Annotated in this window: 23 protein-coding genes; 4 read left to right on the top strand and 19 right to left on the bottom strand. The window is 41.3% G+C overall.

The genetic code is table 11. From position 1 onward, the window contains the following. Positions 1 to 169: 169 nt before the first annotated feature. Positions 170 to 1,156 carry a tryptophan--tRNA ligase gene (gene trpS, locus NYE63_RS06805; protein WP_063232183.1) on the top strand — a complete coding sequence of 329 codons (987 nt, stop codon included), beginning with the start codon at positions 170 to 172 and terminating at the stop codon, positions 1,154 to 1,156. Positions 1,157 to 1,192: 36 nt separating this feature from the next. Here the strand turns inward: trpS and NYE63_RS06800 are convergent, their stop codons facing one another. From NYE63_RS06800 to NYE63_RS06785, 4 genes are all read right to left on the bottom strand, one after another. After that, positions 1,193 to 1,948, bottom strand: a complete 756-nt coding sequence (locus tag NYE63_RS06800; protein WP_034314514.1) for a YjbA family protein — start codon at positions 1,946 to 1,948, stop codon at positions 1,193 to 1,195. Positions 1,949 to 2,056: 108 nt separating this feature from the next. Beyond that, the gene (locus tag NYE63_RS06795) at positions 2,057 to 2,824 is read right to left on the bottom strand and encodes a DUF2268 domain-containing putative Zn-dependent protease (protein ID WP_342604578.1); all 768 of its coding nucleotides are present in this window, start codon (positions 2,822 to 2,824) and stop codon (positions 2,057 to 2,059) included. A 137-nt stretch (positions 2,825 to 2,961) separates the two neighbouring features. Further along, on the bottom strand, positions 2,962 to 4,200 hold the full coding sequence (gene fabF / locus NYE63_RS06790; RefSeq protein ID WP_063232185.1) for a beta-ketoacyl-ACP synthase II: 1,239 nt from the start codon (positions 4,198 to 4,200) through the stop codon (positions 2,962 to 2,964). A gap of 50 nt (positions 4,201 to 4,250) precedes the next feature. Continuing rightward, positions 4,251 to 5,186 carry a beta-ketoacyl-ACP synthase III gene (locus tag NYE63_RS06785; RefSeq protein WP_342604577.1) on the bottom strand — a complete coding sequence of 312 codons (936 nt, stop codon included), beginning with the start codon at positions 5,184 to 5,186 and terminating at the stop codon, positions 4,251 to 4,253. 201 nt (positions 5,187 to 5,387) lie between these two features. Between NYE63_RS06785 and NYE63_RS06780 the strand changes: the two genes are divergently transcribed. Continuing rightward, positions 5,388 to 5,609, top strand: a complete 222-nt coding sequence (locus NYE63_RS06780) for a hypothetical protein (protein WP_342604576.1) — start codon at positions 5,388 to 5,390, stop codon at positions 5,607 to 5,609. 42 nt (positions 5,610 to 5,651) lie between these two features. On the opposite strand, the gene NYE63_RS06775 is transcribed toward NYE63_RS06780, so the two are convergent. The 3 genes from NYE63_RS06775 to NYE63_RS06765 all read right to left on the bottom strand — a co-directional run bounded on the left by NYE63_RS06775 (position 5,652) and on the right by NYE63_RS06765 (position 7,732). Beyond that, positions 5,652 to 5,834, bottom strand: a complete 183-nt coding sequence (locus NYE63_RS06775; protein WP_034314525.1) for a ComZ family protein — start codon at positions 5,832 to 5,834, stop codon at positions 5,652 to 5,654. 236 nt (positions 5,835 to 6,070) lie between these two features. After that, positions 6,071 to 6,907 (bottom strand): hypothetical protein, encoded by an 837-nt coding sequence (locus tag NYE63_RS06770; protein WP_342604575.1) that lies wholly within the window; start codon positions 6,905 to 6,907, stop codon positions 6,071 to 6,073. A gap of 102 nt (positions 6,908 to 7,009) precedes the next feature. Next, positions 7,010 to 7,732 carry a hydrolase gene (locus tag NYE63_RS06765; protein WP_342604574.1) on the bottom strand — a complete coding sequence of 241 codons (723 nt, stop codon included), beginning with the start codon at positions 7,730 to 7,732 and terminating at the stop codon, positions 7,010 to 7,012. A gap of 296 nt (positions 7,733 to 8,028) precedes the next feature. On the opposite strand from NYE63_RS06765, the gene NYE63_RS06760 reads away from it, so the two are divergent. Beyond that, the gene (locus tag NYE63_RS06760; RefSeq protein WP_098371300.1) at positions 8,029 to 8,220 is read left to right on the top strand and encodes a YjzD family protein; all 192 of its coding nucleotides are present in this window, start codon (positions 8,029 to 8,031) and stop codon (positions 8,218 to 8,220) included. Between the two features lie 85 nt (positions 8,221 to 8,305). On the opposite strand, the gene clpB is transcribed toward NYE63_RS06760, so the two are convergent. The 5 genes from clpB to NYE63_RS06735 form a co-directional block, all read right to left on the bottom strand. Then, positions 8,306 to 10,894, bottom strand: coding sequence for an ATP-dependent chaperone ClpB (gene clpB, locus NYE63_RS06755; RefSeq protein ID WP_342604573.1), 2,589 nt, complete (start codon positions 10,892 to 10,894; stop codon positions 8,306 to 8,308). A 233-nt stretch (positions 10,895 to 11,127) separates the two neighbouring features. Beyond that, positions 11,128 to 12,327, bottom strand: coding sequence for an FAD-dependent monooxygenase (locus tag NYE63_RS06750; RefSeq protein ID WP_342604572.1), 1,200 nt, complete (start codon positions 12,325 to 12,327; stop codon positions 11,128 to 11,130). A 127-nt stretch (positions 12,328 to 12,454) separates the two neighbouring features. Then, the gene (locus tag NYE63_RS06745; protein ID WP_342604571.1) at positions 12,455 to 13,567 is read right to left on the bottom strand and encodes a cupin domain-containing protein; all 1,113 of its coding nucleotides are present in this window, start codon (positions 13,565 to 13,567) and stop codon (positions 12,455 to 12,457) included. A 32-nt stretch (positions 13,568 to 13,599) separates the two neighbouring features. Next, the gene (locus tag NYE63_RS06740; RefSeq protein ID WP_342604570.1) at positions 13,600 to 14,091 is read right to left on the bottom strand and encodes a DinB family protein; all 492 of its coding nucleotides are present in this window, start codon (positions 14,089 to 14,091) and stop codon (positions 13,600 to 13,602) included. A 1-nt stretch (position 14,092) separates the two neighbouring features. After that, the gene (locus tag NYE63_RS06735) at positions 14,093 to 15,040 is read right to left on the bottom strand and encodes a fumarylacetoacetate hydrolase family protein (RefSeq protein WP_342604569.1); all 948 of its coding nucleotides are present in this window, start codon (positions 15,038 to 15,040) and stop codon (positions 14,093 to 14,095) included. Positions 15,041 to 15,446: 406 nt separating this feature from the next. Here NYE63_RS06735 and NYE63_RS06730 point away from each other — a divergent pair, with 406 nt between their 5' ends. Further along, positions 15,447 to 16,205, top strand: coding sequence for an IclR family transcriptional regulator (locus tag NYE63_RS06730; RefSeq protein WP_342604568.1), 759 nt, complete (start codon positions 15,447 to 15,449; stop codon positions 16,203 to 16,205). A gap of 52 nt (positions 16,206 to 16,257) precedes the next feature. On the opposite strand, the gene NYE63_RS06725 is transcribed toward NYE63_RS06730, so the two are convergent. The 7 genes from NYE63_RS06725 to argJ form a co-directional block, all read right to left on the bottom strand. Beyond that, positions 16,258 to 16,437: a YjzC family protein gene (locus tag NYE63_RS06725; RefSeq protein WP_034314546.1), complete on the bottom strand. Its 180-nt coding sequence runs from the start codon at positions 16,435 to 16,437 to the stop codon at positions 16,258 to 16,260. Between the two features lie 604 nt (positions 16,438 to 17,041). Next, the gene (gene argF, locus NYE63_RS06720) at positions 17,042 to 18,001 is read right to left on the bottom strand and encodes an ornithine carbamoyltransferase (protein ID WP_342604567.1); all 960 of its coding nucleotides are present in this window, start codon (positions 17,999 to 18,001) and stop codon (positions 17,042 to 17,044) included. After that, complete coding sequence (locus NYE63_RS06715) at positions 17,998 to 21,117, bottom strand: carbamoyl phosphate synthase large subunit (RefSeq protein WP_342604566.1); 3,120 nt, start codon at positions 21,115 to 21,117, stop codon at positions 17,998 to 18,000. The genes argF and NYE63_RS06715 overlap by 4 nt, the downstream gene beginning before the upstream one ends. Then, the gene (locus NYE63_RS06710; protein WP_342604565.1) at positions 21,110 to 22,192 is read right to left on the bottom strand and encodes a carbamoyl phosphate synthase small subunit; all 1,083 of its coding nucleotides are present in this window, start codon (positions 22,190 to 22,192) and stop codon (positions 21,110 to 21,112) included. Before NYE63_RS06710 ends, NYE63_RS06715 begins: the two co-directional genes overlap by 8 nt. Positions 22,193 to 22,273: 81 nt before the next feature. Further along, on the bottom strand, positions 22,274 to 23,425 hold the full coding sequence (locus NYE63_RS06705; RefSeq protein ID WP_342604564.1) for an acetylornithine transaminase: 1,152 nt from the start codon (positions 23,423 to 23,425) through the stop codon (positions 22,274 to 22,276). Beyond that, the gene (argB, locus tag NYE63_RS06700; protein WP_342604563.1) at positions 23,422 to 24,195 is read right to left on the bottom strand and encodes an acetylglutamate kinase; all 774 of its coding nucleotides are present in this window, start codon (positions 24,193 to 24,195) and stop codon (positions 23,422 to 23,424) included. Before argB ends, NYE63_RS06705 begins: the two co-directional genes overlap by 4 nt. 10 nt (positions 24,196 to 24,205) lie before the next feature. After that, positions 24,206 to 25,438, bottom strand: coding sequence for a bifunctional ornithine acetyltransferase/N-acetylglutamate synthase (gene argJ, locus NYE63_RS06695; RefSeq protein WP_342604562.1), 1,233 nt, complete (start codon positions 25,436 to 25,438; stop codon positions 24,206 to 24,208). Between the last annotated feature and the right edge of the window lie 9 nt (positions 25,439 to 25,447).

Raw genomic sequence — 25,447 nt, 5'->3', positions numbered from 1 at the left:
TCGATACAGGACAAAACGGCCCTCCACAAGATTTAAATGAGCGTTTCCCTATCATGGGAGCACCGCACATTTCTTTCAAAGAAAGTGGATTCATTTTCTATTTATCCTTACAATAATGAAGAGCGAATATCCATTTATCAATAAACGTAATTAGAGGAGTGACTAGCAGTTGAAAAGGATTTTCTCCGGCATTCAGCCATCCGGTTCCGTTACTTTAGGAAATTACATCGGAGCCATGAAACAATTCGTTAACTTACAAAATGAATATGACTGTTTCTTTTGTATTGTTGACCAGCATGCAATTACAGTTCCACAAGATCGCATAAAGTTAAGGAAAAACATTAAAACATTGGCCGCTTTATATTTGGCCATTGGCTTGGATCCTGAAAAGAATACCATCTTCATTCAATCAGAAGTACCAGCGCATGCACAGGCGGGCTGGATTTTACAAAGTATCTCCTATATTGGTGAACTTGAGAGAATGACGCAGTTTAAGGACAAATCCGCTGGCAAAGAAGGGGTATCCGCAGCACTGCTTACTTACCCGCCATTGATGGCTGCCGATATTCTCCTTTATAGTACAGATGTGGTTCCTGTCGGGGAAGATCAAAGACAGCATCTTGAATTGACACGCGATTTAGCTGAACGGTTCAATAAAAAGCATAATGATATATTTAAAATCCCGGAAATCAGCCTTCCTACAGAAGGGGCCCGTATCATGTCCCTTCAAGAACCAACCAAGAAAATGAGCAAATCTGATCCTAATAAAAAGGCAACGATTGCCCTATTGGATGATCCGAAGCAAATCGAAAAAAACATCAAGAGCGCAGTTACCGATTCGGAAGGAATTGTCCGTTACGATAAGGAAAACAAAGCGGGCGTTTCCAACCTGATGTCCATATACTCCATCTTCAGTGGAAAATCCTATTCAGAAATTGAAGAGATGTATGAGGGCAAAGGGTATGGTGACTTTAAAAGTGATTTGGCTGAGGTGGTTCTTGGAGAAATCCTACCAATCCAGGAACGCTATAATGAATTGATCGATTCGCCTGAATTGGATGAAATTCTGGACCGCGGTGCAGAAAAGGCGAACATTGAAGCCAATAAAATGATCAGAAAAATGTATAATGGCATGGGACTTGGGAGAAAGAGATAAAAAAAAGACGATCCTCAACGGATCGTCTTTTTTTGTTCATAATATTGATGGGCTATCGCCAGCCTCCACTTGCCAGAGCTTTTCAAAAAAAGGCTGACCCTTAACAAGATTTTCACAAAGTTGAAGGTGTTTCTCTGACCAGCCCTCCTTCATTTCTTCATATAACTCAAGCCAAGCTATCTGAAAATCCATTTCTTGAATGCTTTCATATTTTTCAGGGGCCCATTCTGTGTACCAATAGCGGATTTCAGCAGTGTTTTTCGCTGTGAATAATTGGTCCATGGCCATGAATAGCAATTGCTTAAGCTGTCTTTCTTTTCTTGTCAAACCGTTCATGAATAAGGGAGACGGCGACAAAATATGATATTCTTTCTCAGATGTAGGTTTTTCAGTAAAGGTGTAATCCATCTCATCATGGTTTTCTATCATGTCATAAACAATTTGTTCCTGCCGGGGAATTATTCTGCTTTTCCTTATCGGAATATGATAACCTATCGTATCAACAGCTAAAATTCCATTTCCGTCAGTCACGATAAAACAATAGTCAAGCTGTATTCGTTCATGATTTTTCCTTGCATATGCTTTTTGATACACATCATTCAGCAATGGCTTAGGTAATTCCGACAAGTCGTTTTCTATGTAGTGGAACAATGTTGATGACACTTTCAACAAAGGAACTTGATCTAGTAGTTCAATCCCATCATCCTTCCTCCATTCATGAAAATGACAAATATTATAGCCGTTTTCTTCTCCTTCAAACCAGTTAACCCATACATCATGAAGATATAGCATCATTCATCCCTCACTTAAACAAATTTCTGTTTGTCAATCAGTATAGGCAGGAACCATACAATTTATTCCTATTCTAGAAAACAGATTAAGAAAAAAAGAACGTATATATTAGCTCTTTTTTGATAAGAATTCTTCAGATTGAATAGTGAATGATTTTTTCACAGAGAGTTTATCAGAATTTTTCACCAGATAATAGCCGCTACAGTATCCAAGCATATATGGATATCCTTTCGTCCCAAGCAGAAGTACATCATGAAGAGGATCTGTACGTTTTATCATGTGCTTTTCCTCTAAATACTTGCTCCAAAATTCTCGTAGTTTATCTTCCTGATATAACGTAGTCCATTTCGCTAAAAATTTTGCTCCTAAATATTTTCCTACCGTTCTTTCCGCCAGTCCTTCCATGATCATCGTATCCAGGAGAGTGAATTCTTTTTGGTCCTTTTTCAAATGATGCAGACGGCAAACATGATGATATTCATGAATCAACAGTGCCTCCATTTCCTTTTCGGCTATCCCCTTTCCGTAAAAAAGGAATAGTTTATCTTTAAATGCCAACCCTGACTTCGTTTCAACTTTTTTATTCCATATCCCTGAAGACATGAGCGGAAAAATATATATGGGAACATCAGGCCCTCCCCATAGCTTCTTATAAGCTGTAAACAAGCTTTGTGTTTTTTCCCATATATTATTTTCTTTTAAGTCTTCCCATGTGAGTTTTGTTTTTTGATTCGGCGAATACATGCCATGCTTCAATAAATGATGATAAATCATGTCCGCATTAAGGTTGTTGAATGTACTTTTAAGTCTTTCCATCATCTGGACCGGGCGGTTGAAATCCTTCCTCATCCATTCATTGGTTGAAATGACTCCCATTTCCCATACACCTCCGCTTCTATTGATTATCGTATGATTTAAAGAGGGCGGTTGACACATATTACATCCTTTGCATTTGCATTTTCCCTTCAACATAAAAAGAGCAGATCCCAAAAGATCTGCCCTTCCTTCAAAACTTATTGATATTTCTTGAAAAGAATAGTTGCGTTATGCCCACCGAATCCAAGTGAATTGCTGATGGCTGCATTAATTTCGCCCTTCCTTGCTTGATTCGGAACATAGTCCAAATCACACTCAGGGTCTGGTGTTTCAATATTGATGGTTGGAGGCAAAATGCTGTCCCTGATTGCCTGAATCGTGAATATTGCTTCCACACCGCCTGCTGCACCTAACATATGGCCTGTCATTGATTTAGTGGAACTTATTGCAAGTTTATTAGCATGGTCGCCAAAGACTTCTTTGACTGCCATCGTTTCGTATTTGTCATTGTATGGCGTACTCGTTCCGTGGGCATTCACATATTGGATGTCTTCCGGATTCAAACCTGCATCCTCAATTGCGATTTTCATCGCTCTTGCCCCGCCTTCTCCACCTGGTGCCGGAGCGGTAATATGGAAGGCATCTCCAGTTGAGCCATAACCAGCTATTTCAGCATAAATCTTGGCTCCTCTATTCAATGCATGTTCAAGATCCTCCAGAACGATAATTCCAGCTCCTTCTCCTATTACGAAACCATCACGATTAAGATCAAAAGGACGGCTAGCCGTTTGTGGATCAGGGTTGGTCGATAAGGCCGTATTTGCACAGAAGCCTGCAACCGACATTTTTGTGATTGGCGCTTCGGCTCCACCTGTGATCATGACATCGGCATCGCCCCGTTGAATGGCTTTAAACGCGTCACCAATTGAATTTGTTCCTGTTGCACAGGCTGTCACCGTACATGAATTGATTCCTTTTGCACCCAGTAAGATAGAAACCTGGCCGGCTGCCATGTCCGGAATCATCATTGGAACGAAAAATGGGCTCACCCGCTTATATCCTCTGTTTAAAAAGTTTTCATGCTGTGTTTCAAGTGTCTCCAGTCCGCCGATACCCGAACCGATCCAGACCCCGACTCGTGCAGCATTTTCATCGGTTATTTCCAGCTTGCTATCATTATATGCCATAACGGAAGCTGCAATTGCATAATGGGTAAAACGGTCCATTTTGCGTGCTTCTTTACGATTTATATATGTCTCTATATCAAAATCTTTGATTTCAGCAGCCACTTTAACGGGGAATTCTTCAGCATTCAAACGAGTTAAAGGCCCTATCCCCGACTTCCCCTCGATTATATTCTTCCATCCAGTTTCTGCATCATTACCAACTGGAGAGATTGCTCCAATACCTGTTACAACTACACGGCGATTAGTCATTAAAAATGGCTCCTTCCTATTTTTAAAGCTCTTACGTTTTGCTTCTTCTTTTATTTACCCCACCTAAGAGCGATAGCTCCCCATGTAAGGCCACCACCAAAACCGACCATGACGATTAAGTCATTGTCCTTGATTCTTCCTGCTTCCATTTCTTCCACAAGGGCCATTGGAATGGACGCTGATGAAGTATTTCCATATTTATGAACCGTTTTTGTCATTTTTTCAGGTGGGAGACCCAAGCGTTCCCTTGAGGCTTCCATAATGCGTATGTTTGCTTGATGCGGAACAAGTAAATCCACATCTTCTTTTGTCAAACCAGCTTTGTCCAATACACCCAGGCTGGATTCCCCCATCTGACGGACAGCAAATTTAAATACTTCACGTCCATTCATATGAATGAAATCTCCTTCCTGTAATAAGTGCTTCCCACCAGTTCCATCTGCGCCTAATTCAAAGGAAAGGACCCCTTTGCCTTCAGATACAGGTCCAAGTACAGCTGCACCCGCTCCGTCACCAAAAAGTACAGCAGTATTACGGTCTTCCCAATTGGTTACTTTCGAAAGCTTTTCAACACCGACAATCAACACATGCTTATATGCACCTGTCTTAATAAATTGCTGTGCCGTGATCATTGCATACATAAAACCGGCACATGCAGCACTTACATCCATTGCAGCTGCCTTCATCGCTCCCAATTTCTCTTGAATCATGCAAGCGACAGAAGGAAATGACTGATCCGGTGTAACAGTAGCTACAAGAATTAAATCTATCTCTTCAGCCGAAATTTCCGCATTTTTCAATGCAGCTTTTGCGGCTTCATAAGCCATATCTGATGTATCAATATCATCTTTTGCAATTCTTCTTTCCTCAATACCCGTCCTAGTCCGAATCCACTCATCGGAAGTGTCCATAATTTTCTCTAAATCCGCATTTGTAACGATTTTGTCGGGTAAGTAGCGGCCAAGCCCTAGTATTCCAGCATTCATCTTGCCATCCCCTTATATTTTAATGAGATATTATAATCATCTATTATTACCTGGTACTAATTTTATATAAAAAAACACTTCCTTGCAAGAGTTAACAATTTGAAAAGCTAAAGAAATCTCTTTCCGAAGTCGGACAAGCGCCTATGCCAGGCGAAATTAGGGACATACATTATTAATAAAAGGAGATAGGAGGCATTTATTATGGACATATTCAATCGCAACAGCGAGAGAGACCAGGATGATCATTTTTCGAATTTGATGTTTGGCAGGAAAGCTGAACCTGTGCAAGAGGAATCGAAGGTTGATTCCATGCAATTGATGGAGAGAGTCGAAACATTGATGGGCTTATACAGTCAATACAAACCGACCATTGATAAAATTAATCTTAACCCATTGATCGCCAAGTTCTTGAAAAAAGAATAAAAAAATTTAAGGCTGCCCTTTTACCGGACAGCCTGCCTTTAATTAACGCTGAGCATCTTGTTTTCCAAGCTCATAAGCTTCTTGCATTACGCTTTTAAAGAGCTCCATGAAGGGCTCTGCCATCTCCATTGAGAATGGAATCCCGCTTGCTTCAAGCTTCGCTTTAGCCTCTGGGAAGTACTTCATGGCGATTCCCATAAATTCAAGAGTTTTATCTGAACTCATTCGCTTTCCCCCTATCTTTTGTGATCATTGTGATGCCCAAATAAACCTCAATATTATCATAATTCCACATGCCCCTTTCGTAAAGTGCGCACATATAAAATCATGAATATCTTTTGAAGATAATTCCTATCCTTGAACATTATAGTACAAGACATATGGATTAGAGGCAAATATGCAGTTTCGTCCTTCCCAAAATAACAAAAAATCCGATATCATATTTGATTATGGTCTCCCTGTTAATCACGCTTTCTCCATGTTTTAAGTAAGTTTAATCGTTTATTATGTTTTCTTTGTAAAGCAATGCCTTCTTCTGGCTCCATGTTGCATTGCACCTCAAATATTTTCCCTTTATTGATTTTAGTCGTTGTTGATTGGGAAGTAAACGAATCCATACTTTCATCAAATATTAACTTGGCACATTTATACCAATGATCATCAATACTGCTGCACAATTGGATGTCCCTATCGGAAGAAGAGGTAAGCACTGCTTCCAAAGCATTAACTAAATCAGTGATGTAGAGAACATCTCCGGTATATTCGGCAGCAATTGCCGCTTTGATATCAGACTGTCCAAGCTGATTGATTCCAGCTTCAAAGCTCATGCCTTCCGATTGCCAAGGTCCATAAATTGTCGGTAAAAATATGATTTTTGCAGAATCCATTCCACGAATCGAGTTTAATATGGACTGAAATATACTGACATCTTTTTCAATGGGCATGAAAAGAACGAAATTTGGCGTTTCATTCTTGCCATTTTTTTTGCATTTCTCAATGAGGGAAACGATTTCGCCTATTACAAAATCGATTTTGTCCATTTTTCCGCTTTGAATATCGTAACAAGATATGAACACCGTGTCCTGCTGTTTAATATCCAATAATTTAAGTTTATTTATCGGAAAGTATATATAATTTGAATTCCTGCCTATTTCAAGTTCCTTTTCTTCCATAATATATTGACTTGCTTCTGAATCAGCCCAATCGATTCCGATTACTTCTTCACCTTGGTTCAATAAATATTGAGACACATAGAATCCCACGAATCGATAAGTGCCAATGACAATGTTTGTTTGCATAAATACAGCCTCCTCGTATGCCATCAAGCCCACTTCATCCGGCACGTCTAGTTTTTTTAGATGCTGTATCGTATGCAAACTATTGTAAAAATATATCTCTTCTCATAAAGTCTCTTCATTCTCATTGAAAAACTTTTGTATTTGATAGGGGATTTTATAACGTTTTTCGGGCAATATATACGTCAGCTGCAAGTCTGCTTTTCTAGCCAGCTGGATTTGCCGATAAAGGGAGGCTTGCTCTTTCCGTAAGCTTCCAAAAACCTGGATCACTTTCATGGGGATATTCTCTGCGATTACTGAATCTTCAGTGTCCAGGATATGCTGTTCACATTCTGCCAGATCGAGCTCATATGCAGCAGCGACCTCGGACAGCCACTTTTTATAGAAGAACTTATTTTCCTTTTCTTTTTCCAGTTGTGCTTTCAAGGATAAAACAGGATCGATCAATACGACAGACCGTATTTTATTACCAAGTTCATTCATTAACTTTAAGGCAAGGAGCGCGCCTGTCCCCTCTGCCAATATATGAACCCTTTGATTGACTATTTCTTTTTTCAAGAAAAGAATATATAGGTTAAGAGAAAGGTCCAGTGCTTTAGGACTACCCCAGTTGGCTCCGTGAAAATTCGATGAAAATAGCGTGTATCCGTATTCCTTTAAATATTCCAATATCTGCAGCCTGCCAGGATGCTGCAGCCAAAAGCTGCTGTCTTTTTCGACAAAATGACTACGGTCTCCAATTACCATTACGGAAAAACCACTGGGCCGCTCTGGATAATAGATGATATTCCATTGGTCATCAATTTGAAAAGTTCGTTGTTCCATCGTTCAAACTCCTTTAAGGAATATTACTACTACTATATTAATTTATGACGAAAAATAGAAAGGGTCAGTGGAAACGCCTAACTTCTTATCTTAAATTAACCAAGCAGGAACGATTTTTGTTTTAATTCCCCCCTATGATCTCCCATTTAGGGTTTGGAACCAACTTGTCTGCCGGAAAAAGTTCTCTTATGATTTAATGTATTGAATTATTTAAAGGTTATTATTAAAAACACGTTTTAACTGTATATTAATTATGGTAAGATAAAAATGAATGTAGTGGAATGAGGTGAAATTCGATGCGTTATGCTTGGGCAATTTTTTGGACATTCTTATTAGTGCATATGACTGTATATGTTGTTTCTTCCATGATCGGACTTTCATACGATGCTGCGCAGGGAACGATTCTAGGATTAGCTGCTGCTATCCTGATTCTTATCATCCCTGCTATCTTGCCTGCCGGGCCAGCTAAAGACTCTCATCAACATTAAGAAGAAACAAAAGAGGACATCCTTTTTAGGATGTCCTTTTTGTTATACCGTACTTTGCTTACGTGTAAACTACATTTCAACGTTTTTATATGAGGACCAATTCATCATGATCATGATCAATCGTTATTCCTTCTTTAAGCTCAACAGTCCCAGCTATGATTTTACGGGCGATTTTCGTTTCCAGATGCTTTTGGATGAATCGCTTCAGCGGTCTTGCTCCATATACCGGGTCATATCCCTGGTCCGCAATGAATTCCTTAGCCGCTTCTGTGACGTTCAGGACTATATTTTGTTCAGTTAACCTTACCTGTAATTGATGAACCATTTTATCCACGATTTCAACGATTTCTTGTTTCGTCAGAGGTTTGAATAAAACAATGTCATCAACGCGATTTAAAAATTCCGGACGGAAATGGCCTCTTAATTCTTTAAAGACCTGATCTTTTATTTCTTCTTCAATGCCACCATCCTCCCGGTTGGACTGCAATAAGAAATGGGAACCGATATTGGAAGTCATGATGATTACCGTATTTTTACAGTTGATTGTTCTGCCTTGGGAGTCTGTTATCCTTCCATCATCCAACATTTGCAGCAAAATATTGAAGACTTCTGGATGTGCCTTTTCAATTTCGTCTAATAATATGACTGAGTATGGGTTTCTCCTAACAGCTTCCGTAAGTTGGCCTCCTTCCTCAAATCCAACATATCCAGGAGGTGCACCAACTAGGCGGGACACGGAATGTTTCTCCATATATTCCGACATATCGATTCGAATCATATGTTCCTCACTATCGAATAACGTTTCTGCCAAAGCTTTTACCAATTCGGTTTTACCGACACCAGTCGGCCCAAGAAAAATGAATGAACCGATCGGTCTGTTTGGATCTTTAATTCCCGCCCTTGCTCTTAAAACGGCATCGGATACGAGTTCCACCGCTTCTCCTTGACCTATTACGCGTTCATGCAGGATATCAGATAGGCGAAGCAGTTTCTCCCTTTCACTTTCCACCAGCTTGCTTATCGGAATTCCGGTCCACCTTGCAACAATCGAGGCAATTTCCTCCTCCGTCACTTCCTGGCGAAGCAATCGTGATTCCTGTTTTTCCTTTTCCAATTCGTCTTCCATTGTTTCCAATTCTTTTTGAAGCTGCGGAATTCTTCCATGCCGAAGTTCAGCTGCCCGGTTAAGGTCATAGTCATTCTCTGCCTGTTCCAGTTCATGACGCAGTTTCTCAAGCTCTTCACGTTTATCCTGCACCTTCTGAAGCGCTGATTTCTCCATTTGCCACTTGGATTTCATGCTATTCGCTTGATCCTGAAGTTCTGATAGTTCTTTTTGAAGCACCTCAAGCCTTGCTTTGCTTTGAGGGTCCTCCTCATTCTTCAAGGCAGCTTCTTCAATTTCAAGTTGCATGACTTTTCTCGTGATTTCATCCAACTCGGATGGCATTGAATCGATTTCCATTCGGATCATCGCACATGCTTCATCCACAAGATCTATCGCTTTATCCGGTAAAAATCGCTCCGTTATATATCGGTTCGAAAGGACAGAGGCAGCAACGATCGCCCGATCATGTATCCTGACGCCATGGTGAATTTCAAACCGTTCCTTTAATCCCCGCAAAATTGAAATCGTATCTTCCACATCCGGTTCAGGAACCAGAACCTGTTGGAAACGGCGTTCCAAGGCCGGATCTTTTTCAATATATTGTCGATATTCATCAAGGGTCGTCGCACCGATGCAATGCAGCTCACCGCGCGCAAGCATCGGCTTTAACATATTTCCGGCATCAAGTGCGCCATCTGTTCTTCCTGCACCGACAATTGTGTGTAATTCATCAATGAATAAAAGAATTTTACCGTCACTTTTCTTGATCTCATTCAACACCGCTTTTAGGCGTTCTTCAAATTCACCGCGGAATTTGGCGCCAGCGACAAGCGCACTCATATCTAGTGAAAAAACGGTCTTGTCCTTTAATCCCTCCGGCACATCCTTCCTGACGATCCTTTGTGCCAACCCCTCGACGATGGCTGTTTTACCTACTCCGGGTTCTCCTATTAATACAGGATTATTTTTCGTTTTACGTGAAAGGATCCGGATGACGTTACGGATTTCCGTATCTCGACCAATTACGGGATCGACCTTCCCCGATTTAACCTCAGCAACGAGATCTCTGCCGTATTTTTTCAGTACTTCATAAGTGCTTTCAGGATTTTGACTAGTCACTCGCTGATTCCCCCTTATATCGTTTATAACCCGTTTTGCTTTAGCATAATCAATTCCATATGATGAAAAAAGTCTGTTTACATTCGTTTTATTGACTTGCAACGACGCAAGCAGTATATGTTCAACAGATAAATATTCATCCTCCCACACTTGCATTTCTTTTTCGGCAGCCGTCAAAATTTGCTGTAGGGAAGATGACATGTAAACCTGGGAAATACTCCCGCTCACTTCCGGTAATCGATCCAGTTCCTTATTTAGCTCTATATCAAATAGATTCATCGGTTTACCAGATTCCGATAAAATCCTGATTAATAAACTTTCATCCTGTTCCATTAAGATCTTTAATAAATGAAGCTCCGTCAGCTCGGGATTCCCTCTATCTCTGGCTAGTTCCTGGCCGCCAATGAACGCCTGTTGGGTTCTCTCCGTCATTTTATTAATATCCATCTTAAAACCTCCCATTCATCTATATCATGAACGAATCCCCACTGAGTTTGACCAAATTTGACCTTTATATTTTCATTATACTTCTAATTTTCCCCATGTAAAGGAAAGTTATAAAAAATGCAGGAGGCATGGAGGATAAACGGCAAAAGCCTTTCTTCATATAGAAGAAAGGCAGACCCATTTGTAAAATGCATAAAATTACTTAGCATAGTATTCAAAAAAAACAAAATGGGTTATGCTTTCACGGCCGTTTTATTGTAACCATGAAATTCATCGACGAATTGAAAATCCTTATCCGTGCGACCTGCAAGAATCGTATCTCGAAGCAGAATGCCTGCATCGGTTGTGTTGTGAATGATTTCCCCCCACATTCTTGCGCTTGTTTGAACATGAGCCGTACGCGGAATCCGTTCCTCTTGATATTCCAAAAACGCCTGTTCAATGTCATCCCCATGCTTATGAAGCATATCCGACAAATAAGCTGCATCTTCTAAAGCCTGGCAAGCCCCTTGTGCCAAGTATTGAAGCATCGGATGTGCCGCATCTCCCGTAAGCGTAATTCTTCCTTTTGTCCAATTATCAATTGGTAAACGGTCATACATTGGCCAGCGGCGTTGCCTTTGAATGAATGAAATCGCATTCTGAACAAGCTCACAAGTTCCGACAAATACACGGTCCATTTCTTCCGGGGTTCCCCATTGATCTGTTTTTTCGTTTTCTTCCGTGTATTGAGAACTTTTGAACACCACTACTTGGTTGTATAGTTCTCCCCTTCTAACCGGGTATTGAACAAGATGAAGGTTTGGCCCAATCCACATATATACATCATCTAAATCTCCATGGCTCGTAACCTCTTCCATCGGGATCGCTCCCCTGTATGCAACATATTGAGAGCAGACCGGTTGATCTTCCACAAAAAGTTTCCGTGCCTTGGACCATAATCCATCGGCTCCAATGACAGCAGTTCCTGAATGTTGGGACCCATTGGCAGAAGTAACCGTCACTTCACCTTCATTTTCTACTGTCTCAATAATGGTTTGGTTCGTAACCAGTTCGATATACGGGTTCTTTTCACAGGCTTCAGCCAGTACTTTATGCAAATCGGAACGATGCAAAACAACGTACGGAGCTCCGTATCTTTCTTTATAAACATCACCTAAATCCAAAGCGGAAAGCTCTTTTCCGGAAAAGGCATCCATCAGCACCAACCTTTTTGGAAATACTGCAATTTCATTGATTTTATCCATGACGCCTAAACGCTGCAATACGTTGGTGGCATTTGCGGCAAGCTGAATCCCTGCACCAATCTCACCAAATTCGGGAGCTTGTTCCAAGACTTTTACATACTGTTTCGTTTCTGCGATTCCCAAAGCAGTTGCCAATCCGCCAATTCCCCCACCGATTACGATGAATGGTTTTTTTTCTGTGTTCATCATCAATTCCCCCTAAATTAGTTGATTTAGCCAATGTTGTGGACCATTACCATAGTAAGCGTTTTCATTCGACTGGCATTTCATATATCCATCAGGATCATTCTGAAAGTTTTCAAACCGATTAATTTTATACCAAAACAGGCTTGAATTCACTTTCAACCTTTTGGTAACCATTGTTTCCGTCTAATGCCTGTTGCTGTTCCAAATCGAATCTCTCCATTATTGGTAGGTCGTTTACCGAGAATAAGTAAGAATCGGCTTCTGCAACGTGCTCATGCCAGGCCCAATTCGGAACGACGAAGTAATCTCCCTTGGACCAGTCAAAACGCATTCCATTAATGACCGTATAGCCTGATCCTTGGTGTACTTGATAAATTGTGGAATGGGTATGGCGATGTGCTTTCGTATGGAAACCTTTAGGAAGTTTCTGCATCCATGCCCCCATCGTCGGATTGGCCGTTTGGCCATTTGATGGATTGATATATTCCACGGCGAACCCTTCATATGGGTCCGGTTCAAAATTCATTAATCCTTCTATCGCTGCTTTGGTGCCTTTCCACTTGTAGTTGGCAAGCGGTGCCACTTGTGAATAACGGTCGGATACTGGACGAACCATTCCGCCTTGATAACGGAGCTCTGAAAAATTATCCGGCCGTTTAGGCGTTTCAATACGATCTGGATATGGTTCAAAGAAAGTGCCTCCTATGGAATAGATGGTTGGGATATCAAGGGCATCCATCCAAATCATTGGCTTTTCGCCAACATGTCCATGACCATGCCAAAGGTTTTTAGGCGTGATCAAGAAGTCCCCTTCTTCCATGAAGATCCTTTCTCCCTGCACGATGCTGTATGCACCTTCACCATTCGTAATGAAACGAAGTGCACTTTGGGAGTGGCGGTGGGAAGGGGCCACTTCACCTGGCAACAATAGCTGAACCGCTGCATAAAGCGTTTGCGTTGTCGAAGCCCATCCCCAAGGCTGGCGATAAGTAAGGCCAGGGTTTTGAAAATATATGGCCCTGCGCTCCCCTCCTCGGTCAGGAGTGAAGATTTCAGCTGCTTCCATCAATTTTTTTGTCAAAAGCTCTTCTTTCCATAAATAAGCATGGGCATGAGGTTTAGGTTCATGGTCCATCAGAGCGGGAATGGCTTCCCACAGTGGCCCAAGGTTATACTGCTGAATATCCTTTGTAAAATCTTTTACGATTGTACTATTCATGTATTCCGATTTTTCAGCCATATTAATCCCTACTTTCTTTTTTTATCATTTCCTCACTGGATTTTAGAAAGGTTTCGCTTAATTTGATCATAGTGTCCTAAAATATGCTCATCGATGAAGTGATCGACTATATAAGAAACTGGTTTGTTTCCGAATTTAGCGAAATTCCGGTGTGGCGATTCTTTGGATAGTGATTCTTCATCTAAATTCCCGAGACTGCTTTCCACTTTATATTTAAGCCCTTCCACTTGCTTCATGACATCATCAACAGCAAGTTTGTCAGTATCGGTAACTGCTGCCAGGCGGGCTGGATCTTGCAATCCACGCCCCCATTTGGATCCAGGCACCGCTATTACATTTTCCACTTCACCTAACCAATAAGGAATCGCCTCAGCTAAATGGGAAAGTATCTGCATGATTGACCATTCATCATCTGCAGGCTTAAATCGGATCGTTGCTTCCGGAAGGTTTGCCGCTGTCTCAAGAATGTGGTCGATTGATTGTTGAACCGATTGGATTGATGTCCCGATTTCCTGATAAGCCATTTTATTTTCCCTCCCCGACAAGTCGCACACGGTTTTCAAGATAACCTATTTTGTCGATCTCGATTTTGACTACGTCACCATCTTTTAAGAACACTTGTGGATCACGGGCTACTCCTACCCCACCCGGTGTTCCTGTGAGAACGATGTCACCTGGTTCAAGAGTCATTAAATTCGATAAGAACTCAACAAGATATCTCACATCGAATACGAAGTTGGATGTATTCGTTTTTTGGCGTTCTTCACCATTTACCGTTAATCGGACATTTAAGCCAGATGGATCGGATAGTTCATCGGAAGTGACTAACCAAGGACCCATCGGAGCACTTCCTTCAACCGTTTTCCCTTGAAGCCACTCAAGTGTACGCCGTTGGATATCACGATACGTAACATCATTCGCAATTGTATAACCAGCTACATAATCAAGAGCATCTTCTTTTGAAACATTACGTGCCCTTTGTCCGACTACAAAAGCGAATTCCGCTTCATAATCAAGTTGTTCAGAGATTGGGAAAAACGGTATATCATCTTGGGGACCGATTACTGTATTGGCGAACTTTGCGAATACCACAGGGAATGGCGGCAATTCGCGACCCATTTCAGCAATGTGCTCACGGTAGTTATGTCCCACACAAATAATTTTGCCTGGCTTTTGGACAGGGGCCTCAAGCTTTATATTTTCAACATCATGCACCAATTCATGTCTGAAGGAATCACGATTGTTAATAGCGTAGTCCGCAGCTTTTTTCGCGATGGAAAGGCTTTCATTACCTCCCTGTAAAAACGCCTCCATGGTTGCAGGGACATATGCTTCAGCGATTTGTTCACTGCGAAGCTTCCCTTCGCTTTCAAGAAGCGCTTGATAGGCATAATTCAAGTCGACTATTACATTATTCGGGTAAATTGCACCAATACGTTTAAATCCTTTACTGCTGAAAGTTACTAATTTCATATTTCATTCTCCTTTATTAATCTGGATTTTAAAAAAAATCTCTTTTTGATGCCATTATCCTTATTTGTGGGCTAATTCTGCTGGATGCGCTTCACAAACTAGAATATGAATGACTGAACATCTACCAATTTCACTTATAGGTAACTTTGTTCACTATTTATATAAATAATAACTTAATTTTCGGAATATTGTCAAGAAAGTATTGCAAAATTTTGTGCAAATGTTATCATCTACACCATTATGACTACTTCGGAATCAATAAAAAGGTCCGCTAAAGTTATTTATTTAAAAGGAAAGTATATTGATAGGTTCAAGCAGCTTCCGGTTTTTCATGCTAAATTTCATTTAAATATTACAGATTCTGATATACTAGACCTAAATTAAAACAGATTAGGGAGATTGATTTATGGAAATCGTAAAATCCGGTTCGACGATTCAATCATTACAAGTAGGGATGAGCATCATAGATTTACTTGCTTCCCAAAGAACTCCTTTAAGATTCTCTGATATTCAAGAATTAACGGAAATAACGAAAAGTAACCTCTATAAGTATTTGAATACTTTGACTCAACTGGAGTTACTATATCGCGATAAGACAACCGGTATGTATCATCTTGGGAGCAAATTGATTCAATACGGCATGGCCGCGATAGGAAATGAGGATGTCACGAGCAGAATAACTCCTTATTTACAGGAAATCAGTCACCATACTTCTTGCACGGTCCTTTTTTCCGTTTGGACATATGATGGACCAATCACGGCAAAAATATGGAATTCCAATCAAAACTTAAACATCGGGGCACAGTTAGGTACGAGACTTCCGCCATCATCCTCTTCCGGAAAGGTATTCACTGTATTTCAGGATCCTTCCTTGACGGCGGAATGGATTGAAAAAGATCGTAATGATAAAGGCTCGTTCCTTAAAGAAACAAATGAATATGATGAAATTCGGAAATACAAAATAGCTTTTGCCAAAGAGCCTCTTGTACCATCTGTTTCCTCCATGTCCATTCCGGTTTTTAATTATAATTCAGAATTATTGGGAGCGATCACTGCCGTTGGGTTCACCGAAAGCATTCCTGATCATTATGAAGATCCTTTAAGCCACTATTTAAGAAAGAGCTGTTTGGAAATCTCGAAAATATTCGGTTATTCCGCTGAATAGAAAAAAGCAGGAAAAGGATGGCGATCATTCCTTTTTCCTGCTTTTTGATGCTTCATGGCTTCCGCTTATATGTCCATATCCGGTTATGATTGGATGTTTCAGGAAAAGAATCCCCTGCATCAAGCTTTACCATTTTCGGATTCACTACCGTGCTGCCCGTTTCACCGATTTCTACGTAGGTCCCATTATTAGGTGCCTTCTGACCCGGCTTAAATTGACGATTTTGCCCCATAGATCTCACCCCTTTACATGCTTTCCCTGTTATTATTACCAGGTTCCTTTCTTTCATGTCAGAAAAATAAAGGACACACAGGAAATTTGACTGAATTAATAAAGCGTTGTTCTCTGAACTTGACCGTTGATTGGAACGTAGGGCACTCGCTTTCCGCGGGCGGTCCGGGAGCATCCTCGGCGCCATTGCGCCTGCGGGGTCTCCCTTGGACGCGCTTTTCCCGCAGGAGTCTCGTACCTTCCGTTCCAATCAACTTTGTTTTAACATTAAGGATAGACCCTTTTACCTGCAGTCTTTTCTGTTTAATATAGATTGATTAAAACTTAAGGTGCTAAGGATGCTTTCTAAACATGGTTCTATTCAGCGAGATCAACTTGAAATGATTTACTTTAGATCAACTGGTGCCATCGAACCATTTGGTTCGTAAAATGAAGGCAACAATTAGTGTCTTTTTTATTTATGAATTGGTGGTAGGATGCCCAAGTATTGATCTAGTTAATATTCTCTAACTGCTACAAATAAAATCAAAAAGGTTTCAGAATGAGACCATTCCGAAACCTTTTTTTCTACAAACTGAGCGACTGCGAGGAGACGCTTTTTTTGGTTAAGACATTAAGTCCACTAGAACCGCCTTTTGGGCATGCAGACGATTTCCGGCTTGGTGGAAAACGACGGAATTAGGTCCATCGATGACTTCAGCCGTTACTTCTTCTTCCCTGTGTGCAGGCAGGCAATGCATGAATAAGTAATCTTCTTTAGCAAGTTTTACAAGTTCACCATTGATTTGATAATCTTTAAAAGCTTCTAAGCGGATACCATTCTCGATTTCCTGCCCCATGGAGGTCCAAACATCGGAATAGACGATATCCGCATCTTTTATGGCTTCTGAAGCGGAGGTTGTGACCACAATTTCACTGCCAGTCTCTTCTGCCACTTTTTGAGCATAGGCGACGACTTTTTCATCGGGTTTGTAGGCCTCAGGACATCCAATGGAAAAATCCATTCCCATTTTTGCACAGCCTACCATCAATGAATTGGCAACATTATTGCCATCACCGATATAACTCATTTTCAAGCCTTTTAGCTGCCCTTTTATCTCGATGATCGTCAAGAAGTCAGCAAGCACCTGACAAGGATGTGCAAGATCAGTTAACCCATTGATGACTGGGATAGAAGCGTTTTCTGACAATTCCAGGATTTTTTCATGCTCGAAGGTACGAATCATGATGCCATCAATATATTCAGAAAGGACTTTTGCAGTATCCGAAATAGTCTCACCACGTCCAATTTGCAAGTCATTGCCACTCAGGAACAAAGCGTGTCCACCAAGCTGCATCATGCCTACCTCAAAAGAAACACGGGTACGGGTAGACGATTTTTCAAAGATCATCCCCAGCGTTTTCCCTTTTAAAGGCGTATATTCTTCACCAGCATGCAATTTGCCTTTAATGGTCTGCGCCAGCTTTAACAAATCTGCAATTGCCGTTGGTGTAGACTCTTTCATGGTCAAAAAATCTTTTCCATTTAAAATCTTCGCTTGTGTCGGTGCCGTCATTGAACTCATACGTGTGACACTCCTTTCGAATATGGTAAAAGCCATTCCTGAAGCGAGGTAACCCCTGGATCAGCATTCTCTACCGATTGTAGATAGGCCTTGAAAGTCTCTTCTTCCGTAAATGCAAGCAGTCGGTATTTCGCTGCAAGTAACCTTAGCTTCTTATCTTCTTCCGTTGTTCCATATGCCAGAACGACCGCAGCATTTCCTTCATTTAACCATTTATCAAAATCTGAATTCCCCAATTTCAAACCTGCTTCTTTGATTTGCACTAACAAATCTTCACTTAATTGGACTGATCCTGATTGATAAACACCTGAAGTATGTTTAGCTTTTTGAGCATGGAATACTTTTGTCAACGCTTCATTTACCGTTTCTCCGATGGCGATTCCTTCACCTGTTGATTTCATTTCCGGACCTACCTTCGAATCGAGTCCGCTTAGTGCAAAGGTAGAGAATACTGGATATTTGACGACAGCATACGGAATTTCTTCCATTAAACCCGTTTTTTCGAACGCATTCGACAACGAATATTTCCCAAGCAATATTTTTGTCGCTATTTGCACCAAGGATACATTGGTCACTTTACTGATGATTGGAATTGTCCGACTGGCACGAGGATTCACTTCCAATACATATACACTATTTCCCTCAATCACGAATTGGATGTTCATAAGTCCTTTATAACCAAGTTCCCTAACTAGTTTTTTAGCATAAAGGGTCATTTTATCTTTGATATCATCCGTTAAGGATTGAGCTGGCAATAATGCCATGCTATCCCCTGAATGGACACCTGCTTTCTCTATATGTTCGGCAATGATGGGAATGTATACATCATTTCCATCCGCAATCAAATCGATTTCGGCTTCCTTTCCTGGAATATAGGAATCGATCAACACGGGATATACAAGTGCCGTTCCATTTACCATTCTATTCACTAAGCTTTCCTTGGAGCGGATGATTTCCATTCCCTGGCCGCCAATTACATAGGATGGGCGTAAGAGCACTGGAAAACCGATTTCCTCTGCAAAGGCAATTAATTGTTCTTCACCATTAGCCATTGAACCCGGTACATGGGGGATATCCAGTTTTTGAAGCAGCTGATAAAAACGATCACGGTCTTCTAATTGATCGAGTGTATCGAAGGTAGTCCCCAACAAATTGACACCGTATTCTTCCAGGCCTTTTGCCAGGTTTATCGCAGTCTGCCCACCAAATTGGACGATAACGTCTTTTATATCTTCGGCTTCTATTACATTAAGAACATATTCTAGAGTTAAAGGTTCAAAATAAAGGCGATCTGCCGTCGCAAAATCCGTGCTTACCGTTTCCGGATTATTATTGATCATTATCGTTTCAACATTCTCATCCTGGAGTGCATAAACACCGTGAACCGAACAGTAATCAAATTCTATTCCCTGTCCGATACGGATCGGACCGCTGCCAATCATCAAGACTTTCTTTTTATCAGTTTTTTTCTGTTCATTCTCACCAAAATATGTTGAATAGTGATAGTTCGTATGTGATTCGAACTCGGCTGCACATGTATCAACCGTTTTGTAGACCGCCGTAAGGCCTAGTGATTTGCGGTGTGCTCTCACTTCCATCTCACTTACTTCCCATACGGAAGCAAGATAACAGTCTGAAAAGCCCTTTTCCTTGTATGTCTGCAGTTCTTCTCTTGTTACCTGATCGATTGCCTTAGCTTCAATCTCCATTTCATTTTGGATCAATGACGCAAAGGATTTAAGGAAGAAATAATCTATGGCTGTCGCTTCATGGATTTCTTCAATCGCCACACCTTTTCTAAGCATTTCAAAAATGACAAATATTCGTTCATCAGATTTTTCGGCAAGCTTTCCCCAAAGTTCAGTAACCGTTTTATTTTTCAGCGATGATAGCTGCAGCCCAATCGTTTTCAATTCCAAAGAATCGACGGCCTTTTGGACTCCTCCTTCAAAGCTGCGGTGTAGAGCCATCACTTCACCAGTCGCCTTCATCTGTGTTCCCAATTTGCGGTTGGCGGTCGTAAATTTATCGAATGGCCACCTTGGGAACTTCACCGCTACATAGTCAAGAGCAGGTTCGAAGCTTGAATATGTGCTTTTCGTTACAGGATTGATGAGCTCCGATAAATCGTAGCCGACAGCGAGTTTTGCGGCTATGCGTGCTATGGGATAACCTGTTGCTTTCGAAGCTAGTGCCGATGAACGGCTGACGCGCGGGTTTACTTCTATTAAATAATATTGCTTGCTATTCGGATCAAGTGCAAATTGAATGTTACAGCCGCCTATAATACCTAACGCAGAGATGATTTTAATGGATGCGGCCCGCAGCATCTGAAACTCATCGTCCGATAAAGTCTGTGATGGTGCCACGACAATTGAATCACCTGTATGGATTCCGACCGGATCAATGTTTTCCATATTACAGATAGTGATGCACGTATTGTTGCCATCTCGCATAACTTCATATTCGACTTCCTTATAACCAGCTATGCTTCTTTCAATCAAGCATTGTGTAATCGGACTTTCTTGAAGTCCGCCCCGTACAAGTTCCTTAAAGGTGTCCAGTGAATCAGCAATCCCACCGCCAGTTCCTCCGAGTGTATAAGCGGGACGAACGATGATCGGAAAACCGATTTTGTCGGCAAAATCCAGCGCTTCTTCAAGAGTATGGACAATCGTACTGTCAGGAACGGGTTCACCTATTTCAAACATCAACTCACGAAACAGTTCACGATCCTCCCCTTTTTTGATGGAGTCGATCGGAGTCCCCAATAATTTGACATTATATTTTTCAAGTATTCCAGCATCATCCAATTGATAAGCAAGATTCAATCCTGTTTGACCGCCTAATGTAGCGAGCAGGCCATCCGGCTTTTCTTTGGAAATGATCTTTTCCAGTACATCAACTGTTAAAGGTTCGAAATAGACAGCATCCGCATTCATATCATCAGTCATGATCGTTGCAGGGTTGTTGTTGACCAGTATGACTTTATATCCTTCTTCCTTTAAAGCAAGGCAGGCCTGTGTACCTGCATAGTCGAATTCGGCGGCCTGCCCGATGACAATCGGCCCCGAACCAATCACTAAAATGGTCTGTATCGTGTCGTCCTTAGGCATAAGCTTTTTCTCTCCCGCTATAATCATTTATCATTTGTAAAAAGTCATTGAATAGTAATGAACTCTCGATAGGTCCTGGATTTGCCTCTGGGTGGTACTGGGTAGTGAAGATTGGCAAGTCTTCATGCATGAGCCCCTCAACCGTGTTATCATTCACGTTTCTGAATCTCACTTGCAGCGATGTTCCTTGTAAGCTCGGTTCATCAACCTCATAACTATGATTCTGCGAACTCATATACACCTTTTTCGTTTTCAAATCGACCACGGGCTGATTCGCACCGCGATGTCCAAACAGCATTTTTTTTGTATTTCCACCTAAGGCAAGGGCCGTTAATTGATGACCGAGGCAGATGCCCATCGTTGGAAAATTCGTAATGATCTTTTTAATGTTTCCTAAGAGGTATTCAAGCTGTTTTGGATCCCCAGGCCCATTTGAAAGCAAAATCCCATCTGGCTTCAAGTCCTTGATTTGTTCGAATTCAGTATCGAATGGTACGACAGAGACTCGGCAGCCTTGCTCGACCAATGAATCCAATATGGATTTTTTATAGCCGAAATCCATCATTACCACGTGCTTGTCGCCTTTCCCAAAACTCTCGACAACCTTTGTGGATACCTCAGCAACGTGGGCCGATAAACCATTCAGGCCAGGTACGACAGTGTATTTTTCTTCCGCGGTGATGGCTGCCTGCATGGAACCTTCCTGTCTTATATTCTTAACGACCGCTCTTGTGTCAACATGGCTTAAAAGAGGAATGTTCCACTTGTCTAGATATTCACCAAGTGAATATTTAGCTTGATAATGGGAATGACTCATATTTCCTTCATATACAATCACACCGGCAACATGCGGCTTCTTACTTTCAAAATCATGTTCATTGATTCCATAATTTCCGATTAGTGGGTATGTGAAGATGACAATCTGGTCCTTATATGAAGGATCTGTCAACACTTCTTGATATCCGGTCATTCCTGTAAAAAAGACAATCTCTCCAGTGATTGTTTTTTCAGTCGATTTAGTCAGCAGTTCCCCTTCAAAGACGGAACCATTCTCTAAATATAGATAGCTTTTCATGATCTTCACCTCTTTAGATGATGTATATTTATATACACAATAGCATAATTATTCATTTTATTCTATAAAAATTCAATAATTTTAGATAGTTTGTTTTATTGCCAATACTTTTTTAATTTTGTTTATTGCACTATTGATCTCCGATTCGGTAACTGTCAGAGATGGGAGTAAACGAAGTACTTTAGGACCTGCACTCAATACAAGTAAGCCCTCTTCTTGCAATTCCATTAAAAACACCTGAACATCCTGTTTACATTCAATTCCGACCATCATTCCCAGACCGCGAATCTCTTTCACTTCTTCCATGTCCTTCATTGCTTTTGCCAATTCTCTTTCAAGGTATTCAGCCTTTTTAACGGTTTCTTTTAAAAACCCTGATTGGAAAATTTCCTTTAAAACGGCTTCGGCCGCTGAGACACTAACGGGATTACCTCCAAAAGTAGATCCATGACTTCCAGGGTTAAAGAACTCAGACAGTGCTTCCTTTCCAATCATCGCCCCGATTGGCAGGCCATTTCCCAGCCCCTTTGCTGAAGTGATGATGTCCGGTTGGATATTAAAATGCTGGAATGCAAATGGTTTCCCTGTACGCCCTATTCCAGTCTGAATTTCATCTATGATAAGGAGAGCTCCGTTTTCTTGGCATTGAGTTTGAATCACGTCCAGATAAGATTGCTGTACAACATGAATGCCGCCCTCTCCTTGAACTATTTCAATCATTACAGCTGCCGTATTTTCATCAATGGCTGCTGCCATGGCATCATTATCATTAAATGGAACATATTCGAACGAAGCTAGCATCGGTCCGAAACCAGTCTTGATTTTTTCCTGCCCCGTTGCAGCCATCGTTGCAAACGTACGGCCGTGGAAAGACTGCTGACATGTGACAATTTTGCTTTTCCCAGTAGCTTTACGTGCTAGTTTGATAGCTGCCTCATTAGCCTCGGCACCGCTGTTGGCAAAAAACACCTGACTTAAACCAGAGGCATCAGCCAGCATTTTTGCTGTCCGTTCCTGTATGGAACTTTGAAACATGTTCGATACATGCCAATATTTATTAAGCTGCTCCGTGACAGCCATTTTTACCTTCTCATGACAATGTCCAAGATTCAAAACCCCGATCCCGGATGTAAAATCCAGATACTCTTTACCTGTTGCACTCGTAATCTTCAATCCTGACGCTGTGTCTGGCTCAATGTTCCACCTTGCATATGTTGGAAATAAAGAACTCATTGAAATACCCCTTCCTCCTGAAGAAATTTCGTACCGATGAATTGTCCACCTTGATAAAAATGATCTTTCCCACTAACGATCATCACTTCTTCAATCCCTTTATTCAGCACCGACAACGCTGTATTGACTTTCGGGATCATTCCCCCATGGATACTTCCATCCATGATCATATTCTTCGTTTCCGTTTCATTCAATTTCTCAATGATCTGCCCATTCTTCAAGACCCCTTTAACATCGGTCACAAATAAACACATATCAGCCGATAGTGCCTTCGCTACAGACCCTGCAGCCATATCGGCATTCACATTTAATTTAGTGCCTTCTTCGGTAGTTGAAATGGGCGTCAATACCGGACAATAACCTTTTTCGAATAAAAGTCCTAATAACTCCGTATTGACTTGTTGTATCTCACCAACAGCTCCAAGTTTCTGTTCGTCGATATAATCACCTGTGAGAATTCCGCCGTCAGAGCCATTTATACCGATTGACTTGATGCCATGAGCTTCCAATTTATGAACGAGGCTGCGGTTCGATTTGCCTGCCAGCATTAGTTCGACAATTTCCAACACTTCCGTGGTCGTTTTTCTTAAACCATCTTCAAATACTGGTTCAATTTCAAATTTTTCAAGCATTGAATTTATATCAGGGCCGCCTCCATGCACAAAGACAATATGGTAGCCGCGGTTTTGTAACTCTCTAACACTATTGAAAAACGACTCAGATAACTCATTAATGATGCTGCCGCCGCACTTTATGACTAATATGTCCATATTTTCACCTCTACGAACGATAGCTTCCGTTTATTTTCACATAATCATAGGTTAAATCGCAGCCCCATGCCGTGCCTGATTCATTACCATCTTTTAAATAAACATGAATGATGATACTTTCATTTTCCAAGTATGCTTTGGCTTCTTCCTCAGAAAACATTATCGGCTCACCTTCATTAAGTACGACGATATCACCAAAAACGATCGTTGCTTGATCCGGATTGAATGCCACTCCGCTTCTTCCCATCGCAGCAATGATCCGTCCCCAGTTTGCATCCGCTCCAAAAGCTGCTGTTTTCACTAGATTGGACCCTACGATCGTCTTCGCCATCATCTGTGAATCTTGCTTCGTATGCATGCCATGAACATTCACTTCTATCAGTTTTGTGGCACCTTCTCCGTCTTTCGCAATTTGTTTAGCGAGATTTTCGGAAGTTTGTTTTAATAATTCCAGGAAGATGGACCATTCTGGATGGTTAGGTGTCAAAGGGTCATTGTTCGCCTCTCCATTCGCGAGCACTAACACCATGTCGTTCGTTGAACAGTCACCATCAACCGTGATTTGATTGAATGTATCATTTGTAATGGAGGATAGTGCTTGCTGTAAATCATCCGGTTCAATTACAGCATCCGTGGTAATGAAACCGAGCATTGTGGCCATGTTGGGATGAATCATTCCCGATCCCTTCGCAGCGCCGCCCATCTTCACGGTTTTACCGTCAATAATTGTTTCATAACCACAGCTCTTCGTTACAATATCCGTTGTTAAAATGGCTGTACCAAAAGCTTCAGCAGCTTCAGGTGTATTTTCTGGCTGCAATGACGCTATGCCTTTTCTTACTTTTTCCATTTCCATGAATTCCCCTATGACTCCCGTTGAAGCCACTGCAAATGAATGGTCCTCCAAACCGAACTTTTGAGCCGCAAGCTTCCTCATTTCATTTGCATCTTTTAAACCCTGTTCACCTGTACAAGCATTCGCACAAGCACTATTCACTACAATGCCGTGAAGTTTTCCAGTAACTGCAATGCTATCTTTCGTTACATTGATTGGAGCGGCTTGAACTACATTTTGTGTATAAACCGCTGCGGCTGATGCTGGGACATCGGTAAAAATGATTCCAACGTCCTTTTTAGAATAGCGTAATCCTGCATGGACACCTGACGCTTTGAACCCTTGGGGCATTAAAATGTTTCCTTCTTGAATTTGTTTGATTACTTCAACTGGCTGTAGTGTATTCATTGTTTCCCT

It is taken from the genome of Peribacillus sp. FSL E2-0159 (assembly GCF_038643155.1).
Lineage (GTDB): Bacteria > Bacillota > Bacilli > Bacillales > DSM-1321 > Peribacillus > Peribacillus simplex.
The sequence above is the reverse complement of the archived record's forward strand: the minus strand, read 5'-3'. Positions and strand labels throughout refer to the sequence as shown.

Coding starts and splice junctions, on each gene's coding strand:
- argB (WP_342604563.1), bottom strand. CDS start 24,195: ATGGACATATTAGTCATAAAGTGCGGCGGCAGCATCATTAATGAGTTA.
- argF (WP_342604567.1), bottom strand. CDS start 18,001: ATGAGTTCAATGACGGCACCGACACAAGCGAAGATTTTAAATGGAAAA.
- clpB (WP_342604573.1), bottom strand. CDS start 10,894: ATGGATATTAATAAAATGACGGAGAGAACCCAACAGGCGTTCATTGGC.
- NYE63_RS06795 (WP_342604578.1), bottom strand. CDS start 2,824: ATGGGAGTCATTTCAACCAATGAATGGATGAGGAAGGATTTCAACCGC.
- NYE63_RS06730 (WP_342604568.1), top strand. CDS start 15,447: ATGGAAATCGTAAAATCCGGTTCGACGATTCAATCATTACAAGTAGGG.
- NYE63_RS06745 (WP_342604571.1), bottom strand. CDS start 13,567: ATGGCTGAAAAATCGGAATACATGAATAGTACAATCGTAAAAGATTTT.
- NYE63_RS06705 (WP_342604564.1), bottom strand. CDS start 23,425: ATGAGTTCTTTATTTCCAACATATGCAAGGTGGAACATTGAGCCAGAC.
- NYE63_RS06785 (WP_342604577.1), bottom strand. CDS start 5,186: ATGAATGCTGGAATACTAGGGCTTGGCCGCTACTTACCCGACAAAATC.
- fabF (WP_063232185.1), bottom strand. CDS start 4,200: ATGACTAATCGCCGTGTAGTTGTAACAGGTATTGGAGCAATCTCTCCA.
- NYE63_RS06725 (WP_034314546.1), bottom strand. CDS start 16,437: ATGGGGCAAAATCGTCAATTTAAGCCGGGTCAGAAGGCACCTAATAAT.
- NYE63_RS06715 (WP_342604566.1), bottom strand. CDS start 21,117: ATGCCTAAGGACGACACGATACAGACCATTTTAGTGATTGGTTCGGGG.
- NYE63_RS06740 (WP_342604570.1), bottom strand. CDS start 14,091: ATGGCTTATCAGGAAATCGGGACATCAATCCAATCGGTTCAACAATCA.
- NYE63_RS06750 (WP_342604572.1), bottom strand. CDS start 12,327: ATGAACACAGAAAAAAAACCATTCATCGTAATCGGTGGGGGAATTGGC.
- argJ (WP_342604562.1), bottom strand. CDS start 25,438: ATGAATACACTACAGCCAGTTGAAGTAATCAAACAAATTCAAGAAGGA.
- NYE63_RS06735 (WP_342604569.1), bottom strand. CDS start 15,040: ATGAAATTAGTAACTTTCAGCAGTAAAGGATTTAAACGTATTGGTGCA.
- NYE63_RS06770 (WP_342604575.1), bottom strand. CDS start 6,907: ATGCAAACAAACATTGTCATTGGCACTTATCGATTCGTGGGATTCTAT.
- NYE63_RS06760 (WP_098371300.1), top strand. CDS start 8,029: ATGCGTTATGCTTGGGCAATTTTTTGGACATTCTTATTAGTGCATATG.
- NYE63_RS06710 (WP_342604565.1), bottom strand. CDS start 22,192: ATGAAAAGCTATCTATATTTAGAGAATGGTTCCGTCTTTGAAGGGGAA.
- NYE63_RS06765 (WP_342604574.1), bottom strand. CDS start 7,732: ATGGAACAACGAACTTTTCAAATTGATGACCAATGGAATATCATCTAT.
- NYE63_RS06775 (WP_034314525.1), bottom strand. CDS start 5,834: ATGAGTTCAGATAAAACTCTTGAATTTATGGGAATCGCCATGAAGTAC.
- NYE63_RS06780 (WP_342604576.1), top strand. CDS start 5,388: ATGGACATATTCAATCGCAACAGCGAGAGAGACCAGGATGATCATTTT.
- NYE63_RS06800 (WP_034314514.1), bottom strand. CDS start 1,948: ATGCTATATCTTCATGATGTATGGGTTAACTGGTTTGAAGGAGAAGAA.